At 56.8% G+C, this 16,646-nt stretch carries 20 protein-coding genes; 19 read left to right on the top strand and 1 reads right to left on the bottom strand.

Annotated elements, in window-relative coordinates; genetic code table 11:
* Positions 1-44 precede the first annotated feature (44 nt).
* The 7 genes from sdhC to DWQ09_16800 all read left to right on the top strand — a co-directional run bounded on the left by sdhC (position 45) and on the right by DWQ09_16800 (position 4,886).
* The gene (gene sdhC / locus DWQ09_16830; GenBank protein KAA3626350.1) at positions 45-425 is read left to right on the top strand and encodes a succinate dehydrogenase, cytochrome b556 subunit; all 381 of its coding nucleotides are present in this window, start codon (positions 45-47) and stop codon (positions 423-425) included.
* Entirely contained in the window at positions 422-763 is a 342-nt protein-coding gene (gene sdhD / locus DWQ09_16825; GenBank protein ID KAA3626349.1) for a succinate dehydrogenase, hydrophobic membrane anchor protein, read from the top strand. Before sdhC ends, sdhD begins: the two co-directional genes overlap by 4 nt.
* Positions 760-2,523, top strand: a complete 1,764-nt coding sequence (gene sdhA, locus DWQ09_16820; GenBank protein ID KAA3626348.1) for a succinate dehydrogenase flavoprotein subunit — start codon at positions 760-762, stop codon at positions 2,521-2,523. Before sdhD ends, sdhA begins: the two co-directional genes overlap by 4 nt.
* An 81-nt stretch (positions 2,524-2,604) precedes the next feature.
* A complete protein-coding gene (locus DWQ09_16815) occupies positions 2,605-3,297 on the top strand; it encodes a succinate dehydrogenase iron-sulfur subunit (protein KAA3626347.1) in 693 nt (230 codons plus the stop codon).
* A gap of 35 nt (positions 3,298-3,332) precedes the next feature.
* Positions 3,333-3,599 carry a succinate dehydrogenase assembly factor 2 gene (locus tag DWQ09_16810; GenBank protein KAA3626346.1) on the top strand — a complete coding sequence of 89 codons (267 nt, stop codon included), beginning with the start codon at positions 3,333-3,335 and terminating at the stop codon, positions 3,597-3,599.
* A 202-nt stretch (positions 3,600-3,801) separates the two neighbouring features.
* Positions 3,802-3,996, top strand: coding sequence for a hypothetical protein (locus DWQ09_16805; GenBank protein KAA3626345.1), 195 nt, complete (start codon positions 3,802-3,804; stop codon positions 3,994-3,996).
* Between the two features lie 41 nt (positions 3,997-4,037).
* Entirely contained in the window at positions 4,038-4,886 is an 849-nt protein-coding gene (locus DWQ09_16800) for a DUF2189 domain-containing protein (protein ID KAA3626344.1), read from the top strand.
* Here the strand turns inward: DWQ09_16800 and DWQ09_16795 are convergent.
* Positions 4,880-6,481: an L-aspartate oxidase gene (locus DWQ09_16795; protein KAA3626343.1), complete on the bottom strand. Its 1,602-nt coding sequence runs from the start codon at positions 6,479-6,481 to the stop codon at positions 4,880-4,882. The two genes, DWQ09_16800 and DWQ09_16795, sit on opposite strands and share 7 nt — an antisense overlap.
* 214 nt (positions 6,482-6,695) lie before the next feature.
* On the opposite strand from DWQ09_16795, the gene rpoE reads away from it, so the two are divergent.
* From rpoE to recO, 12 genes are all read left to right on the top strand, one after another.
* On the top strand, positions 6,696-7,271 hold the full coding sequence (gene rpoE / locus DWQ09_16790) for an RNA polymerase sigma factor RpoE (GenBank protein ID KAA3626342.1): 576 nt from the start codon (positions 6,696-6,698) through the stop codon (positions 7,269-7,271).
* On the top strand, positions 7,268-7,849 hold the full coding sequence (locus DWQ09_16785) for a hypothetical protein (GenBank protein ID KAA3626341.1): 582 nt from the start codon (positions 7,268-7,270) through the stop codon (positions 7,847-7,849). The genes rpoE and DWQ09_16785 overlap by 4 nt, the downstream gene beginning before the upstream one ends.
* Before the next feature lie 9 nt (positions 7,850-7,858).
* Positions 7,859-8,836, top strand: a complete 978-nt coding sequence (locus tag DWQ09_16780) for a hypothetical protein (protein KAA3626340.1) — start codon at positions 7,859-7,861, stop codon at positions 8,834-8,836.
* A complete protein-coding gene (locus DWQ09_16775; protein ID KAA3626339.1) occupies positions 8,833-9,282 on the top strand; it encodes a Fis family transcriptional regulator in 450 nt (149 codons plus the stop codon). Before DWQ09_16780 ends, DWQ09_16775 begins: the two co-directional genes overlap by 4 nt.
* A 94-nt stretch (positions 9,283-9,376) precedes the next feature.
* Positions 9,377-10,804 carry a DegQ family serine endoprotease gene (locus DWQ09_16770; GenBank protein KAA3626338.1) on the top strand — a complete coding sequence of 476 codons (1,428 nt, stop codon included), beginning with the start codon at positions 9,377-9,379 and terminating at the stop codon, positions 10,802-10,804.
* A gap of 53 nt (positions 10,805-10,857) precedes the next feature.
* Positions 10,858-11,070, top strand: coding sequence for a glutaredoxin family protein (locus tag DWQ09_16765; protein KAA3626429.1), 213 nt, complete (start codon positions 10,858-10,860; stop codon positions 11,068-11,070).
* Positions 11,071-11,184: 114 nt separating this feature from the next.
* Complete coding sequence (locus DWQ09_16760) at positions 11,185-12,990, top strand: elongation factor 4 (GenBank protein ID KAA3626337.1); 1,806 nt, start codon at positions 11,185-11,187, stop codon at positions 12,988-12,990.
* Between the two features lie 50 nt (positions 12,991-13,040).
* Positions 13,041-13,868 carry a signal peptidase I gene (lepB, locus tag DWQ09_16755; GenBank protein KAA3626336.1) on the top strand — a complete coding sequence of 276 codons (828 nt, stop codon included), beginning with the start codon at positions 13,041-13,043 and terminating at the stop codon, positions 13,866-13,868.
* A gap of 21 nt (positions 13,869-13,889) precedes the next feature.
* Positions 13,890-14,270 carry a DUF4845 domain-containing protein gene (locus DWQ09_16750; GenBank protein ID KAA3626335.1) on the top strand — a complete coding sequence of 127 codons (381 nt, stop codon included), beginning with the start codon at positions 13,890-13,892 and terminating at the stop codon, positions 14,268-14,270.
* Entirely contained in the window at positions 14,270-14,953 is a 684-nt protein-coding gene (locus DWQ09_16745; GenBank protein KAA3626334.1) for a ribonuclease III, read from the top strand. Before DWQ09_16750 ends, DWQ09_16745 begins: the two co-directional genes overlap by 1 nt.
* Positions 14,946-15,839, top strand: coding sequence for a GTPase Era (locus DWQ09_16740; GenBank protein ID KAA3626333.1), 894 nt, complete (start codon positions 14,946-14,948; stop codon positions 15,837-15,839). Before DWQ09_16745 ends, DWQ09_16740 begins: the two co-directional genes overlap by 8 nt.
* A 40-nt stretch (positions 15,840-15,879) precedes the next feature.
* Positions 15,880-16,641, top strand: coding sequence for a DNA repair protein RecO (gene recO / locus DWQ09_16735; GenBank protein KAA3626332.1), 762 nt, complete (start codon positions 15,880-15,882; stop codon positions 16,639-16,641).
* The last annotated feature ends 5 nt before the right edge of the window (positions 16,642-16,646 follow it).

The following is a 16,646-nucleotide window of genomic DNA, read 5'->3' as shown; positions in this document are numbered from 1 at the left end:
CGGCGCCTTTTCCCTTCATCTGTACCATCACAGTGGATCAGGCAATGGCCTCTCAGACGCGTCCAAAGAATCTCGATTTGTTGCGTTTTCGGTTGCCTGCGGTTGGCTACGCGTCGATCGCGCACCGAATCTCCGGGGTATTGATGTTTCTCGCCATACCCCTGTTTCTCTATCTCCTGGAGCTCTCGCTATCCCATCCGGAAGGCTTTGCGCAGGTGGCCGCCTTGATGAGCAGCGTGGTGTTCAAATTGATCGTCGTGGCGCTGGTCTGGGCATTGGTGCATCACCTGTGTGCGGGAATCCGCTACCTGCTGCTCGATATTGATGTGGGCATCGAGAAAGCCGCAGCCCGTCAGTCCGCGATCGGCGTGATTGTCATAGGTGGTGTCGCCGCCCTGATCACTTTAGTGGGGGTATTCCTATGAGCCGCAAGGCACATGGACTTCGCGCCTGGGTGGCGCAGCGCGTCTCGGCGATCTATCTGGGGCTCTTTGTTCTCTATGTGGTGTTCCATTTTCTGACCAGCGCGCCTGCCTCGTTCGTTGAGTGGAAGGCGTGGATGGCCGACCCATTGGTAGGCGTGCTGTGGGTGCTGGCGATGTTTTCGTTGCTGCTTCACGCTTGGGTGGGTATTCGCGATGTGTTTCTCGATTATGTGAATCCGCTTGGGTTACGGCTGGCCCTGCTCGGCCTCACGGCTTTCGCCCTGCTGGGCTATGGTGTTTGGGCGGCCCGGGTACTTTTCGTGGTGGTGAATTCATGAGCATCCCTGTACAAAAATTCGACGCATTGGTAATCGGCGCTGGTGGTGCCGGGCTGCGGGCCGCGCTGCAACTGGCGGATGCCGGAATCAGCGTGGCAGTGGTCTCCAAGGTTTTCCCTACGCGCTCGCATACCGTTGCGGCGCAGGGTGGAATCAACGCGGCTCTGGCCAATGTACAGCCGGACAACTGGCATTGGCACATGTTCGATACCATCAAAGGCAGCGATTACCTGGGCGACCAGGACGCCATCGAGTATATGTGTCGTGCAGCCGCCGAGATCGTTTACGAGTTGGAACATTTCGGCGTACCATTTTCGCGCACCGATGCGGGGCGTATCTACCAGCGTCCGTTTGGGGGGCAGAGCCAGAATTTCGGTGGTGAGCAGGCGGCTCGCACCTGCGCCGCGGCCGATCGCACCGGTCATGCCATGCTGCACACACTGTACCAGCAGAATCTGCGTGCGCAGACCAACTTCTTCGATGAGTATTTCACTGTCGATCTGCTGCGCGACGAGGAGGGTTGTTTCCAGGGCGCAGTGGTGATGGAGATCGAGACGGGTAAACCACTGGTGATTCAGGCCAAAGCCACGCTACTGGCCACGGGAGGATTTGGTCAGATCTTCCGCACAACCACCAACGCCAAGATCAACACGGGCGATGGCGCCGCGATGGCGCTGCGCTCCGGGATCCCGCTCCAGGACATGGAGTTCTTCCAGTTCCATCCCACCGGCATCGCTGGCAAGGGGATGCTGATGACCGAGGGTTGTCGCGGGGAGGGGGGTTACCTGGTGAACGGTGACGGCGAGCGCTTCATGGAACGTTACGCGCCCAACGCTAAAGACCTCGCTAGTCGCGATGTGGTCGCGCGCTCCATGTACACCGAAGTGAAGGAGGGCCGCGGTGTCGGCCCCAACAAAGATCATGTCTTGCTGCGTCTCGATCACCTGGGCGCCGAAACCATCATGAAGCGACTGCCAGGCATTCGCGAAAGCTCGATGATTTTTGCGCATATCGATCCCATCGAAAAGCCGATTCCCGTTTACCCGACCGCTCACTATGCCATGGGCGGTATCCCCACCAACCGTTTCGGCGAAGTGGTGAAAACAACCGGCAATGCCAGCGAAGATGTAGCGCCCGGCCTCTATGCCGCCGGCGAGTGCGCCTGCGTGTCGGTTCACGGTGCCAACCGCTTGGGGGGTAACTCGCTGCTTGACCTGGTGGTCTTCGGACGCGCCGCCGCCAACAGCATGATCGAATACCTGGGTAAGAATCCGAATCATCGCACGCTCGCTCAGGAAGTTGTCGATAAAGCCCATGCCCGCCTGGCCCGCTGGGACCAGAAGGGTGACGGCGTAACCGTCGACGCGTTGCGCAATGATCTCAAGAAGGTGATGGAGGATCACTGCGGCGTGTTCCGTACCGAGGAGATCATGGCCGAGGGAGTGGAGAAGATGATCGAGGTGGAGCAACGCCTGTCCGATGTGCGCCTGCGCGATCACAGCGCCACCTTCAACACGGCTCGGGTCGAGGCGCTGGAGCTGGAGAACCTGGTGGACGTGGCTCTGGCGACAGTCTCATCTGCTCTGGTGCGCAAGGAGAGCCGCGGTGCCCACGCCCGCGTCGACTTCCCGGATCGGGACGACGAGAACTGGCTGAAGCACACGCTGTTTTTCAGGGAGGGTCGGAAGATCGACTTCAAGCCGGTGCAGATGCAGCCATTGACGGTTGATCCGTTTCCGCCGAAGAAGCGCATTTACTGATCACAGGGGCAGGTCGACGTCGACACACGCTCGGGAATGGTTGACAGGTCCTAGCTATACTCAGAATTGGAAACGGTAACCATGCGTTTTTCGATCTATCGCTACAATCCGGACACAGACAGCGCACCTTACATGCAGGACTTCGAATTGGAGGTCAACTCCGAGATGATGGTCCGCGAGGCACTGATCCTGCTCAAGGCCAGGGACGAGTCGCTGACCTTTCGCCACTCCTGCGGCGAGGGCGTGTGCGGATCCGATGCCGTCAATGTCAATGGCCGAAACTGCCTTGCTTGCATCACTCCGGTGGTGAAGCTGAAGGAGCCGGTGCAGGTTCGCCCGGTGCCGGGGCTACCCATCATCCGCGATCTGGTCGTGGACATGAGCCAGTTTTACAAGCAATACCGGGTTGCCAAGCCATACCTCATCAATAGCGACCCAGTGCCGGAAAAGGAGCGTTTGCAGAGCCCGGAAGATCGCGATCAGTTGGATGGGCTTTACGAATGCATACTTTGTGGTTGTTGTTCCACCGCCTGCCCCTCATTTTGGTGGAATCCGGACAAGTACATGGGTCCGGCGGCACTTCTGCAATCCTGGCGCTTTCTGGCCGATACTCGAGATCAGGCGACTGACGAACGCCTGGATAATCTGGAGGATCCTTACAAACTGTTTCGCTGTCACAGCATCATGAACTGTGTGGAGGCGTGCCCCAAGGGGTTGAATCCCACCAAAGCGATCGGTCACATCAAGCAGTTGATGTTAAAACGCGGTATATAGGGTCCTCTGTCGTTTGAGGTGCTACGCCAACGAAAATGTCCTCCATTACCGAAGACACAGCCGCCCGTAAACGCCGCTTGCGTTGGCGGTGTCGGCGCGGGATGCTGGAGCTTGATGAGCTGTTCGCTGCATTTCTCGACCACGGCTACCATCGATTGAGCGACTCGGAGCGAGACACCTTCGAACACATGCTGGAGTGCAAGGATCAGGAACTCCTCGACTGGATGTTGCTGCAGGCCGAGCCAGAGGATGGCGATTATCGAAACCTCGTCGACAAGATCCGCGACGCCTCGCTGCGTTGAGCTGATTCCATCCGTTCGTCTGCGTTGGTGGTTGGGGGTAGGGCTGCTTGGCGCCTTGTTCTCGGTTGCGGTTTTACCCCTCCCTCTTTGGCAGCGGTTGACGGGCGCCTTACTGGTGGTGATCGTCAGCGCGTGGCGGTGGCGGGGCGTGACCTCCCGCTACCCACAGGCAGTGAGAAAGGAACCCGTATCAGGGTGGTCGTTGCTGGTGTCGCACGAGTGGCACGACGCCAGGAGCTGGCGTTGTACCTACCTGACCTCGACGCTGGTGATCATCGAGGTGGAACTCGTTGAAATGGGCCGCTATCGGTTACCTTTCCTGGCTGATCAGACGGATGCCGAGTCCTGGCGCTGGCTGCGACGTTGTTTAATGCGGGAGGAGGGTGGTACGCTCTAGTCGATACAAACACTCGGGAATAGGGTGTAGTGGGAGTCCTGATGTCCCATGACGAACCAACCTCAGAAGTACCGACCGAGACCCGCCGAATGACGTCGACCAACTCAGCTGCCGAGGCCGCTCCCTCCGATTTCAAGATCCAGGAACTGACACTCGATCATCCGTGGAGCTGGCTCGCCAGGGGGTGGAGCGATCTGCGCCATGCACCCCTGCCAAGCTTGGGTTACGGCCTGATTTTTGTACTCGCCGGGTATGCGCTGTTTGCCGTGATCGTCTACGCGGAGCTTTTCTACCTGCTGCTCCCGTTGCTCAGCGGGTTTTTTCTGGTGGGTCCTGTAGCTGCGGTCGGGCTCTACGAGATCAGCCGTCGTCATGAGCGCGGACAACCGGTTTCGTTAGGTCATGCGCTTGGCGCCTGGCGTGCCAATGGCGGGCAGATCGCCGTCTTCGGCATGGTTCTAATGCTGGTGTTTATCGCCTGGATGCAGTTGGTGATGCTGATTTTCGCCCTTTTGCATCAGGGGGTGACTCCGACCTGGGAGAGTTTCGTGCGGGTGGTTTTTCTGCAACCCGATTCCTTTCCGCTGCTGCTGGCCGCTTTGTTGCTGGGCGGCGTATTGGCGACGATCGTGTTTGCCATGAGCGCCCTGGCGGTGCCGCTGCTCATGGACCGTACCATCAACGCCCTGGATGCCATGCGCCTCAGCGTCCAGGCCGTACGTCGAAATGCGCGCCCCATGCTGCTGTGGGCCACCATCATTGCGGCGTTCACCGGGATCGGTCTGGTGACCTTTCTGCTGGGACTGCTGGTGATGCTGCCGCTGATCGGTCACGCTACCTGGCACGCTTATCGCGACACCCTGGGCCACCAGCAGATGAATCGTCAGTGAGGTTCCAGGATAGTGGGTGCAGGCGTCAGTAGCGGGTCGGTTTCCGGGTAATCGAGCGTGAAATGCAGGCCGCGGCTCTCCTTGCGCTGCATGGCGGAGCGGATGATCAACTCGGCCACCATGGCAAGGTTGCGTAGTTCCAGCAGGTCACTGGTGACCCGGAAATTGCCGTAGTACTCGTCAATTTCGCGTTGTAGCAGTTCGATGCGGCTGCAGGCTCGTTGCAGGCGCTTGTTGGTGCGCACGATCCCCACGTAATCCCACATAAAGTGGCGTAGTTCATTCCAATTGTGGGAGACCACCACCTCTTCGTCGGAATCGGTGACCCGGCTTTCGTCCCACGCCGGGAGTTCCGGTGGCGGTGGGACGTGGGAGAGCCGGGCGAGTATGTCATCCGCTCCCGCCATTGCGAATACCAGGCATTCCAGGAGCGAGTTACTGGCCATGCGGTTGGCGCCGTGGAGTCCCGTGAAGGCGGTTTCACCAACGGCATAAAGTGATTCCACGTCGGTACGCGCCCGCAAATCGGTCACCACGCCGCCGCAAGTGTAGTGTGCTGCCGGCACCACCGGAATCGGTTCGCGAGTGATGTCGAACCCAAAATCCAAACAGCGCTGATAGATGGTAGGAAAATGTTCGCGGATGAATTCGGCAGGTTTGTGGCTGATGTCCAGATAGATGCAATCGCTGCCAAGCCGCTTCATCTCGTGGTCGATCGCTCGCGCCACGATGTCGCGGGGTGCCAGCTCGGCCCGGGAATCGAAGCGCTGCATAAAACGGGTGCCGTCGGGTAGCAGCAGTCGTCCGCCCTCACCCCGGACTGCTTCGCTGATCAAAAAGGATTTGGCATGAGGGTGGTAGAGGCAAGTAGGGTGAAACTGATTGAACTCCATATTGGCAATCCGGCAGCCGGCACGCCAAGCCATTGCGATTCCGTCACCTGAGGCGCCGTCAGGGTTGCTGGTGTAGAGGTAGACCTTGCTGGCACCGCCTGTTGCCAGTACGACAAAGCGCGCTCTAAGGAGATTGACTTTGCCTCTTTTGCTATCGAGCACATAGGCGCCAACACAGCGATTGTGCGGCAGCCCGAACTTCTCGCCGGTTATCAGGTCGATGGCCACGTGGTGCTCGAAAATCTCGATGTTGCTGCGATTGCGCGCCTGATCGGCCAGAGTGGTCTCCATCGCGCGCCCTGTGGCGTCGGCCGAGTGGATCACCCGGCGCCGGCTGTGCCCCCCTTCTCGCGTCAGGTGATAGCCGCCGGCGCTCTCGGAGCCGATGGCACGGGTAAAGGGGACACCCTCCGCAATCAACCACTCAATGGCCTCACGACCACGACCGACAGTAAAGCGCACAGCGTCCGGGTCGCACAGCCCGGCACCGGCATCGAGGGTATCTGCGATATGGCTTTCGATAGAGTCCGCTTCATCGATCACAGCGGCTACGCCGCCTTGAGCGTAGAAAGTGCTGCCCTCGGTCAGCGGACCTTTGGAGAGCACGGCAATGCGCAGCGCACCACCGAGTCGCAGCGCCAGGGTGAGTCCCGCTGCGCCACTGCCGATTACGAGAACATCGTAGTAGTCCGACTGCTTCATGCCTTGTTGGGGGGGTGGCTATGGGGTATTTTGAGCTACTTTGTGTGCCCGTCTGGGTGCGGCGGTAGGTTACCGTACACTTGGCTGGGTGGGCAAACGCGATCTCGGTACAAACATAAGGAAAATAGGGTCTCTAGGCGAACTATCCCCTGGTGAGGATGTCTATCCAACCAGGCGGGAGGGTGCGCCTAAACAGGAAAAGGGGCGTGCCCGGATGGGCGAACGGAACATTGATCAGGATCTGGTAGAGCGTGTACAGCAAGGTGAGCGAGGTGCATTCGATGTGCTGGTCCGCAAATATCAGCACAAGATCATCAAGCTGGTGTCGCGTTATATCCACGACCCCCACGAGGCGATGGACGTTACTCAGGAGGCGTTCCTCAAGACGTATCGTGCGCTACCCAAATTCCGCGGTGACAGCGCTTTTTACACGTGGCTCTACCGTATCGCTATCAACACAGCGAAAAACTACCTGATTGCGCAGGGGAGAAGGCCTTTGGAGACAGACATCGATTCCCAGGTTTTGGAACAAAACGGCGGTATGGGACATCTGAGGGATATTGATACACCGGAACACCTGATGCTGCGCGACGAGATCGAGCGCACCATCTACCAGGCCATAGAGGATTTGCCAGAGGATCTGCGTACCGCGGTGACCTTGAGAGAGATGGAAGGTATGAGTTACGAAGAGATTGCCCAGACCATGTCCTGTCCGGTGGGTACCGTGCGTTCGCGGATCTTTCGCGCACGCGAGGCAATCGATAAACGACTCAAGGATTTGGAACGATGAGTGAGGGGAAGGCGATGACTGACAAAGTCGGTGAGCAGTTATCGGCGTGGATGGATGGCGAACTTCCGCATGAAGAAGTGCCGCTGCTACTGAAACGTCTAGAAGAGGATCGAGATCTACGCCTGCGTTTACAGCGGTTTCAACTGATCCGTGACGCCATGAAGGGCGGTTTGCCCGAATTCGTCAACTGTCGTATGGCCGATCGCGTCGATGCGGATATCCGCAACGAGCCTGCTGTTGCCGTTGCCCCGGTCAATGCTCCGCGCGGAGCAGGAAAATGGTTCCAACCCCTGATTGGGGCGGGGATCGCTGCATCGGTCGCACTGCTTGCGATTGTCGGGGTGCAGATGGTCAATTCCACGACGCAACCGCCGGTTGCTGCGCAGCAGGTCGCGGCTCCGCCTTCGGTCATCGTACCCCAGACGGTAGTACAGCGAGCCACCGTCAATCGATGGCAGGTCACCGATCCCGAAGTGGCACGGCGCCTGAATGACTACCTGGCCAAGCACAGCGAGCGGGCGACGACATCGGGCATGCCGCCGCATGTGCGCATAGTCGGTCACGAACAGAGCGATTAGTTCCCGGTCATGCGTCTGATCGCAGTTGCGGCCGTTTTGCTGGTTGCCTCATTCCAAAGTGGCGGGGCTACTGGGCGTAGCACGGAAACGCCGCAGCATTGGTTGGAAAGGATGGCGCGATCCCTGCACACCTTGAACTATCAGGGCACTTTCGTTTACGCCAGCGGACCCCGTATGGAGACGATCAGTCTTCAACACACTGTCGATGAGCATGGCGAGCGCGAACATCTGATCGCGTTGAACGGTGCACCTCGCGAGGTGTTGCGCGACGGGGCCGCCGTCACCAGAATCCTGCCCGACACATCATCGATCTTTAGCCAACCCGACACGCCTTCTGCCACGTTCCCCATGGCGTTGGGCGAGGCGTTTACGCACCTCGATCAGTTCTACAGTTTCCAATTGGGAGATAACGAACGCATCGCTGACCGGGAAACGCAACAAATTCACGTCAACCCGCGAGACAGCTATCGTTATGGTTATCGACTCTGGCTCGACCGGCAAACAGCGATCCCCCTGAAGGTTGCGTTGCTCGATGAAGAGGGGTACCCGCTGGAGCAGGTCATGTTCACCTCCTTCCGTCTTATGCAAGAGGAAGAATCCGCCAGCCGTCCAGCAGAGTCTCTCACTGTTCCGCCTGTCCTGTCTGCGGAGCCGGCGCGGAGAGCCCGTAGGGAGATTGCGGCAACACCCTGGAAAATCAAGGCGCTACCCGATGGTTTCGAGCTTTTTTCACACATCAAAGAGACGCTGCCTGGCAGCAGCCAGCCTGTCGACCACGTTGTCTTCAGTGATGGACTGGTATCGGTCTCCGCCTATATGGAGCCCATGTCCGACCGCAAAGGCCTCAGCGGAATATCACGCCTGGGCGCCTTCAGCGCTTTTGGCTTGAATCTCGAAGACTATCAAGTCACCGTGGTGGGAGAGGTCCCGCCCGCGACCGTCGAGTTCATTGGTCGGGCGATAGTACTCGGACCCGATACACAATGATCGAGCAGGCAGGCATTGTAGTACGCGTCGATGGGGAACGCGCCTGGGTGGAGACCGAGCGACGTTCGAGCTGCGGTGACTGCTCTGCGCAAGCGGGCTGCGGTCATGCGCTGCTCGGCAAAACCTTCGGAAGAAAGTTTGCCGAGGTTCAGGTTGTCAACAACGCTCACCTCAAACCCGGTGAGTGTATCGTTTTGGGTGTGCGCGAAGACGCGCTGCTGAAGAGTTCGTTCGCGGTCTATCTGATCCCGTTGCTCGGGTTGCTGTTGGGTGCGCTGGTGGGAGCGACTGCCGTATCCGGTGTCGGGGATCTGTCCGCTCTGCTCGGCGGGGTTGCCGGTTTTGTCGCCGGGCTGTGGTGGGTGCGTGGATTTGGTGGGCGCGCAGCCCGCTTGCAGAGGTATCAGCCTGTCATCCTGCGTCGTGCGGGATCCTCCGCCCGCTGACGTGTAGTGACCGGGAGCCGTATACGGGAAACATCTGGTATTGATTTGATCGTCGATCGGCAAGGGCTGGATCGTCCATGAGGAGTGTTGAGTGATGTCATATAGTCTTTTACGAACAAGTGCATGGGTGATTCTGCCGCTGTTGCTGATTGCACAGGAGGTGCAGGCCCGGAGTCTGCCCGATTTCACCAAACTGGTGGAGCAGAACAGTGCAGCCGTCGTCAACATCAGCACCACTCAGAAGGTGCAGCGCAGCAACCGGATTCCGCCGGGATTGCGCGTTCCGGAACTGCCTGAAAACAGCCCGTTCGGCGATCTTTTTCGCCATTTCTTCGGTGAGGAGGGTGAAGGAGGAATTCCCGAGGAGTTTGATTCGAAGTCGCTTGGTTCCGGGTTTTTTATCTCCAAGGATGGATTCCTGCTGACCAATGCCCATGTGGTGAAGGGGGCGGACGAAATCATCGTGCGCCTCAGTGACCGCCGTGAGTTGGAGGCCAAAGTGATCGGATTCGACGAGCGCAGCGATATCGCCCTGCTCAAGGTAACCACCGACGGTGATCTCCCGGTGGTACGGATGGGAAGTTCCGGCGATCTCAAGGTCGGCGAATGGGTGCTTGCTATTGGCTCCCCCTTTGGATTCGATCATTCGGTGACGGCGGGGATCGTGAGTGCCAAGGGCCGCAGTCTGCCGCGCGAGAATTATGTACCGTTCATTCAGACGGATGTCGCCATCAATCCGGGTAACTCAGGTGGGCCGCTGTTCAATCTCGATGGCGAAGTGATAGGCATCAACTCGCAGATCTATAGCCGTACGGGCGGTTTTATGGGTCTGTCATTCGCCATACCCATGGATGTGGCGATGAATGTGGTCGAGCAGCTCAAGACGCGCGGCAAAGTCGTTCGCGGGTGGCTGGGTGTCCTGATTCAGGATGTGACACGTGAACTGGCGGAGTCTTTCGGGTTGGATAAGCCCCGCGGCGCACTGGTGGCGCGCGTACTACCCGACAGCCCGGCCGCAGAGGCCGGATTTGAGGTGGGCGATGTGGTGCTCGAGTTCAATGGCCGCGAGGTCAGCAGCTCAAGTGCATTACCGCCGCTGGTGGGGCAGACGCCGGTTGGTAACAGCGTGCCGGTCAAAGTGCTGCGTAACGGACGCACAACCAAATTGAGCGTCAAGATCGGCGAATTGCCGGCCGAAGACGAGGTGCGCGTCAGTCAGAGCCAGGAGTCGAAGCGCAGCACCAACCGGTTAGGCATCGAAGTTGAGGAGCTCACAAAAGAACAGCGTCAGGAACTGGGGCTCGATAAGGGTGCACTGATCGTTAAGTCGCTCAAGGAAGGGCCTGCACAGGCGGCCGGCGTGCGTGCCGGTGATGTCATAACCAGCATCAACAATGAAAAGATTACCGGTCTCAAGCAGTTCAATGAGCTGGTAGACAAGCTCCCCAAAGGCAAATCGGTTGCGGTTCTGGTCTATCGCAAGACCGGCCCGATGTTCCTGGCGATGAAAATACCTGAGTGACCGGGGTGCTGTTGCGTCTGTTCGGCAATTGTTACTGCCATTTGTGCGATGAGATGCGCCGTGCCTTGGAGCCGTGGCGTCAACGCTATGGTTTTGAAGTGGTCTTCGTTGACATCGAAGGGGACACAGCGCTGGAGCGGCGCTTTGGCGAGCGAATCCCGGTGCTGATGCTGGGTGAGCGGGAGATTTGCCACTATTTTCTCGATGAAACGGCGCTTGCGGCCGCGCTTGAGGAAACCCGACCTTCGCAAGCGTTGGATCGCTGACTCGCCACGGGGGGATCGGCTATACTAGTGCGCCTTTAGGAAGGCCGCGCCGGGGCTTGCGCCCGGACGCGGCCTGTTTTCATTGATGCACGACCAAAGCCGATTTGCAGCGCCGTGAGCTATCTCGATCTCATTCGTAACTTTTCCATCATTGCCCACATCGATCATGGTAAATCCACACTGGCAGATCGATTCATACAGATATGTGGGGGCCTCGACGCGCGTGAAATGAAGGAGCAGGTTCTCGATTCGATGGACCTGGAGCGCGAACGGGGAATTACCATCAAGGCGCAATGTGTCACCTTGGGCTACACAGCCCGCGACGGCCAGACGTATCAGCTCAACTTTATCGATACCCCGGGTCACGTGGATTTCTCCTACGAGGTATCCCGTTCATTAGCGGCTTGTGAGGGTGCGCTGCTGGTGGTGGATGCGGCCCAGGGGGTCGAAGCGCAGAGTGTTGCCAATTGCTATACAGCTATCGACCAGGAGCTGGAAGTACTGCCCGTTATCAACAAGATCGATCTCCCCTCGGCTGATGCTGATCGTGTTTGCCACGAGATAGAGGAAATCATCGGATTGGATGCAAGCAACGCCCTACGGGTCAGCGCGAAGACCGGATTGGGAGTTCCCGATCTTCTTGAGCAACTGGTGCAGAGGATACCGCCACCCAAAGGCGACCCGGATGCGCCCCTGCAGGCGCTGATCATAGACTCCTGGTTCGACAACTACGTCGGCGTCATCTCGTTGGTGCGTGTGGTGAACGGTGTAATGAAGCAGGGGGCCAAGCTGCGCATCATGTCCACGGGCCGCAATTATCAGGCGGAGCAGATCGGGATCTTCACACCGCGTATGGTACGCCAACCGCAGCTGCGTGCTGGTGAGGTTGGGTATCTGATAGCGGGGATCAAGGAGATTGACGGGGCGCCGGTCGGTGATACCGTCACCGAGGCGGGCAGGGCGGCCGTCAAGCAGCTTCCTGGATTCAAACAGGTTCAGCCCCGCGTGTTCGCTGGACTCTATCCGGTCGATAGCGATGACTACGAAGATTTTCGAGACGCTCTGCAGAAACTGCGCCTCAATGATGCCGCGCTTCATTACGAGCCTGAAACCTCACAGGCATTGGGTTTCGGATTTCGCTGCGGGTTTCTCGGTATGCTGCACATGGAGATAGTTCAGGAGCGGCTGGAACGCGAGTACGACCTCAATCTGATTACGACAGCGCCTACTGTCATCTACGAAGTACTGGATACCAGCGGTAACACAGTTTACGTTGACAATCCGGCGCATCTCCCCACGCCCAACATGATTCAAGAAATCCGTGAGCCTATCATCGAGGCACACATTCTGGTTCCACAGGAGCATCTTGGTGCAGTGATCAATCTCTGCATAGAGAAGCGAGGCGTGCAGAAGAAGCTGCAGTACCTGGGAAATCAGGTTGCAGTAAGCTATGAATTGCCCTTGAATGAGGCGGTTTTGGATTTTTTTGACCGCCTTAAGTCGGTCAGCCGCGGCTATGCGTCCTTTGATTACGAGTTTGTCCGCTTCCAGGCGGCGCCGCTGGTCAAATTGGATATTCTCATCAATGGTGAGACCGTGGACGCGCTCTCGACTATTGTGCACCGCGATTTTTCGCAACAGCGCGGCCGGGATCTCACCGAGAAGATGAAGGAACTCATTCCACGGCAGATGTTTGAGGTGGCGATCCAGGCGGCTATTGGTTCCAAGGTGGTGGCTCGTACCACCGTCAAGGCATTGCGCAAAAATGTGACCGCCAAATGCTATGGCGGGGACGCGACTCGCAAACGCAAGCTTTTGGAGAAGCAGAAGGCGGGCAAAAAACGCATGAAACAGGTAGGGCGGGTGGAAATCCCGCAGGACGCGTTTCTTGCGGTTCTCAAAGTGGGTAAAAAGCAGTAGCCAGTGTTTCTCAACGTAGTAATTCGAACAACAGGAAATACGATTTCGTCATGAACTTTGATTTTGCAACCATTCTCGTTCTGACCACGCTCATTTGCGGCGTGATCTGGGCCATCGATGCTCTGGTGTGGGCGCCAAAACGCAGGGTTGCATCCGACGCAGGCGGAAAATCGCAAACAGATGAACATGCCACGGACTCTCGGCATGGCGAACCGGTTGTTGTCGAGTATGCGCGCTCGTTCTTTCCGATTTTACTGGCGGTTCTTGTGCTCAGGTCGTTTGTCATCGAGCCCTTTCGAATTCCCTCTGGATCGATGATACCCACGCTCCAGGTCGGCGATTTCATACTGGTGCAAAAATATGCCTATGGACTTCGTCTGCCTGTTGCGCATTCCAAGATATTGGATATTGGCGAACCGCAGCGAGGTGATGTTGTCGTGTTCCGGTTTCCTCGCGATCCCTCACTGGACTACATCAAGCGCGTGATCGGACTGCCGGGAGATCATTTGCGCTATGATCGAAAACGCCTCTATATCAATGGAACACCGGTCGATCTAAAGATTGAAGGCAAATACATCATCGACAACAATCCAAGCTATTCGCTGGAGTTGGCGTTGCTACGGGAGAAACTGGGCGATGTCGAGCATCAGATACTTGTCGATCCCACAGGAGATATGTCCACTCCCTGCCTGCAAAACGGCGAGTACACAGTCCCTGAGGGTCACTACTTCGTTATGGGGGACAATCGTGATAACAGTAACGATAGTCGTGTTTGGTGCGCGGTACCCGAGGAAAACCTGGTCGGCAAGGCGTTTATGATCTGGATGAACTGGAACGGTGGAGTAGAGTGGGATCGAATAGGTAACAGTATTGAATAAACACCAAGGGGGAAACACAGGATGAGCGCAATGAAAAAGCAACAGGGGATGACCGCGGTCGGTGTCCTCATGGTCTTGGCCTTGATCGCTTTTTTTACCTTGCTGGTGCTGCGACTGGTACCACCCTATCTGGAGAACTTCAACGTTACTTCGTCGTTGAAATCACTGCAGCAGGAAGTGGGCATCAAGGATAAGAGTCCAGGAGAGATAAGAAACCTTCTCCAGCGCCGTTTCGATATCAATGACGTCACTAATGTGAAGAGAGAGAATGTCACTGTGGCAAAGGATGCGAAAAGCGGTCTGCTCAAGATTGCAGTGGAATACGAAGTGCGTGTGCCCATTATGTTGAATGTCGATGCGGTAGTGGTCTTCTCCGACAGTATCGAGGTGGCGACCCGCTGATGGTCGACCATTCCAGATTGCTGCGCAAGCTGGAAGTTGATTTTGGCGACTCAGCGTTGTTCAGGCAGGCGTTGACACACCGTAGCGCGGATAGTCGCAACAACGAAAGATTGGAATTTCTGGGTGATGCCGTACTAGGGTTAGCGGTTTCTGAGGCTTTGTATCGACGATTCCCCCAGGCAGACGAAGGGGAGTTAAGCAGATACCGTGCACGTCTGGTGCGGCGTGAAACGTTGGCCGAAGTAGGACGAGAACTTGATTTAGGTGAGTACCTCTACCTCGGATCAGGTGAGCTGAAAAGCGGTGGCTTTCGGCGTGACTCCATTCTCGCAGATGCACTGGAGAGCATTATTGGTGCTGTCTATCTTGATGTCGGATTTGAAAAAGCCGCTGCGTTGGTGTTGCGGGTGCTTGGCGAACGAATTGATGAGTTAGAGGACGTCGATGAACTCAAGGATGCCAAGACCAGGCTCCAGGAATATCTGCAGGCGCGTCAGAGAGAATTGCCCGAGTACGAAGTGAGTGATGTAAGGGGTCAGCCTCACGACCAGATCTTCAGTGTTATTTGTAGAGTGCCTGGGTTCGAACATGTCGTTGCGGGTGAGGGTAGTAGTCGGCGCCGTGCGGAACAGCAGGCGGCACAGAGGGCGCTCGCGCTACTGAGCGACGCTCACGATGAATAACAAACGCAGTGGCTACGTGGCTATTGTTGGTCGACCCAATGTTGGCAAATCGACACTGCTCAATCATCTACTGAAGTATAAAATCAGTATTACCTCCCGACGCCCACAAACCACACGGCACGCTATATTGGGTATTCATACCGTCCAGAACGCCCAGGTGGTTTATGTCGATACCCCAGGACTTCATACAGACGCCAAGCGGGCCATGAACCGCTATATGAACCGTACGGCAGCCGCGGTGTTGGAAGACGTAGATGCCGTAATATTTGTCGTCGAAGCAACACGGTGGACGGAAGAGGACGAGTCTGTCCTTGAACGGCTGAAGCGGGTCAAAGCGCCCGTCTTTCTGGCCGTAAATAAGGTCGACCAGATTAAAGATAAGAATCAGCTGTTACCGGTATTGGGGTTAATGTCGAAAAAGCGCGACTATCAAGATATCGTACCGCTGTCTGCCCTGAACGGAGATCAGGTAAGCACGCTGGAAAACGCTGTGATAAATGTATTGCCACAAGGGGAATTTCTCTACCCAGATGATCAAATAACCGACCGCAGCGAACGGTTCCTGGCGGCAGAGATTATCAGGGAGAAACTGACGCGTCTTCTCGGCAAAGAGATACCCTATGCGCTCACTGTAGAAATCGAACAATTCGAAGTAGAGGATGAGCTGACAACAATCAGTTCAATTATCTGGGTCGAGCGCGATGGACAAAAGGCAATTGTGATTGGTAAGGGCGGGCATATGTTGAAGAAGGTGGGTGAGTTGGCTCGAATCGACATAGAAGCCATGCTGGGCCACAAAGTATTTTTGCGATTGTGGGTTAAGGTGCGGGAAGGCTGGTCGGACGACGAACGCGCTTTGCGTTCGTTGGGCTATTCGGGTTCATAGGCCTCGAAACGGCTATCCAGGTTCGTCACGGAGACTTTGAATGCAAAGGCAAACCGCGGAAATGCAACCCTCATTCGTGTTGCATGCCCGCAAGTTCCGTGAAACCAGTCTTTTGGTAGAGTTTTTTACACACCGCTTTGGGCGAGTCGGTGTGGTTGCAAGAGGTGCGCGTTCAGGCAAGTACGCCCATGGAGCGCTACTGCAACCGTTCTCATTAGTAAAAATCTCCTGGGTTGCCCGGGGAGATTTGGGGACATTGACTGCAGTCGAGAGGGAAGTTGCCCCTAATCGTTTGCAAGGGCGCGCGCTAGCCTGCGGATTTTATCTCAACGAGTTGCTTATTCGATTGCTGACGCGGCATGATCCACATCCACAGCTTTTCGAATGTTACGAAGTGACCTTGCAAAGCATCGTGGATCACGATCAGCAGACCCATGCGCTAAGATTGTTCGAAAGGAGGCTGCTGGATGAGATTGGCTATGGACTGATCCTCGATCACGATGTCAGTAGTGGTGCCGCTATTCAGGCAGACATTCGCTATGATTATCATCCTGAGGTGGGCCCCATGGCTTCTGCAACGGAAGGCGATGGTCGTATCAGTGTCAGTGGAGCGACGTTGATTGCTATGGATCATGGAAAAGCGATGAGCGTGGAGCAGTTGCGCGAGGCGCGATTTCTACTCCAAAAAGTGCTATCCCGCTATCTTGGTGAAAAACCGTTAAAGAGTCGTGAGCTATTGCATGTGCAACATAACCAGAAAAAAACAGGAAGGCCTTCAGGGCCAGGCAACTCGGAGGGGTGACACTA

Source organism: Pseudomonadota bacterium (genome assembly GCA_008501635.1).
Lineage (GTDB): Bacteria > Pseudomonadota > Gammaproteobacteria > QQUJ01 > QQUJ01 > QQUJ01.
This window is presented reverse-complemented; position numbering and strand designations above follow the sequence as displayed.

What these genes read in the sequence shown, in the direction of transcription:
- sdhC (KAA3626350.1), top strand. Translation starts at nt 45, where the DNA reads ATGGCCTCTCAGACGCGTCCAAAGAATCTCGATTTGTTGCGTTTTCGG.
- sdhD (KAA3626349.1), top strand. Translation starts at nt 422, where the DNA reads ATGAGCCGCAAGGCACATGGACTTCGCGCCTGGGTGGCGCAGCGCGTC.
- sdhA (KAA3626348.1), top strand. Translation starts at nt 760, where the DNA reads ATGAGCATCCCTGTACAAAAATTCGACGCATTGGTAATCGGCGCTGGT.
- DWQ09_16815 (KAA3626347.1), top strand. Translation starts at nt 2,605, where the DNA reads ATGCGTTTTTCGATCTATCGCTACAATCCGGACACAGACAGCGCACCT.
- DWQ09_16810 (KAA3626346.1), top strand. Translation starts at nt 3,333, where the DNA reads ATGTCCTCCATTACCGAAGACACAGCCGCCCGTAAACGCCGCTTGCGT.
- DWQ09_16800 (KAA3626344.1), top strand. Translation starts at nt 4,038, where the DNA reads ATGTCCCATGACGAACCAACCTCAGAAGTACCGACCGAGACCCGCCGA.
- DWQ09_16795 (KAA3626343.1), bottom strand. Translation starts at nt 6,481, where the DNA reads ATGAAGCAGTCGGACTACTACGATGTTCTCGTAATCGGCAGTGGCGCA.
- rpoE (KAA3626342.1), top strand. Translation starts at nt 6,696, where the DNA reads ATGGGCGAACGGAACATTGATCAGGATCTGGTAGAGCGTGTACAGCAA.
- DWQ09_16785 (KAA3626341.1), top strand. Translation starts at nt 7,268, where the DNA reads ATGAGTGAGGGGAAGGCGATGACTGACAAAGTCGGTGAGCAGTTATCG.
- DWQ09_16780 (KAA3626340.1), top strand. Translation starts at nt 7,859, where the DNA reads ATGCGTCTGATCGCAGTTGCGGCCGTTTTGCTGGTTGCCTCATTCCAA.
- DWQ09_16775 (KAA3626339.1), top strand. Translation starts at nt 8,833, where the DNA reads ATGATCGAGCAGGCAGGCATTGTAGTACGCGTCGATGGGGAACGCGCC.
- DWQ09_16770 (KAA3626338.1), top strand. Translation starts at nt 9,377, where the DNA reads ATGTCATATAGTCTTTTACGAACAAGTGCATGGGTGATTCTGCCGCTG.
- DWQ09_16765 (KAA3626429.1), top strand. Translation starts at nt 10,858, where the DNA reads ATGCGCCGTGCCTTGGAGCCGTGGCGTCAACGCTATGGTTTTGAAGTG.
- lepB (KAA3626336.1), top strand. Translation starts at nt 13,041, where the DNA reads ATGAACTTTGATTTTGCAACCATTCTCGTTCTGACCACGCTCATTTGC.
- DWQ09_16750 (KAA3626335.1), top strand. Translation starts at nt 13,890, where the DNA reads ATGAGCGCAATGAAAAAGCAACAGGGGATGACCGCGGTCGGTGTCCTC.
- DWQ09_16745 (KAA3626334.1), top strand. Translation starts at nt 14,270, where the DNA reads ATGGTCGACCATTCCAGATTGCTGCGCAAGCTGGAAGTTGATTTTGGC.
- DWQ09_16740 (KAA3626333.1), top strand. Translation starts at nt 14,946, where the DNA reads ATGAATAACAAACGCAGTGGCTACGTGGCTATTGTTGGTCGACCCAAT.
- recO (KAA3626332.1), top strand. Translation starts at nt 15,880, where the DNA reads ATGCAAAGGCAAACCGCGGAAATGCAACCCTCATTCGTGTTGCATGCC.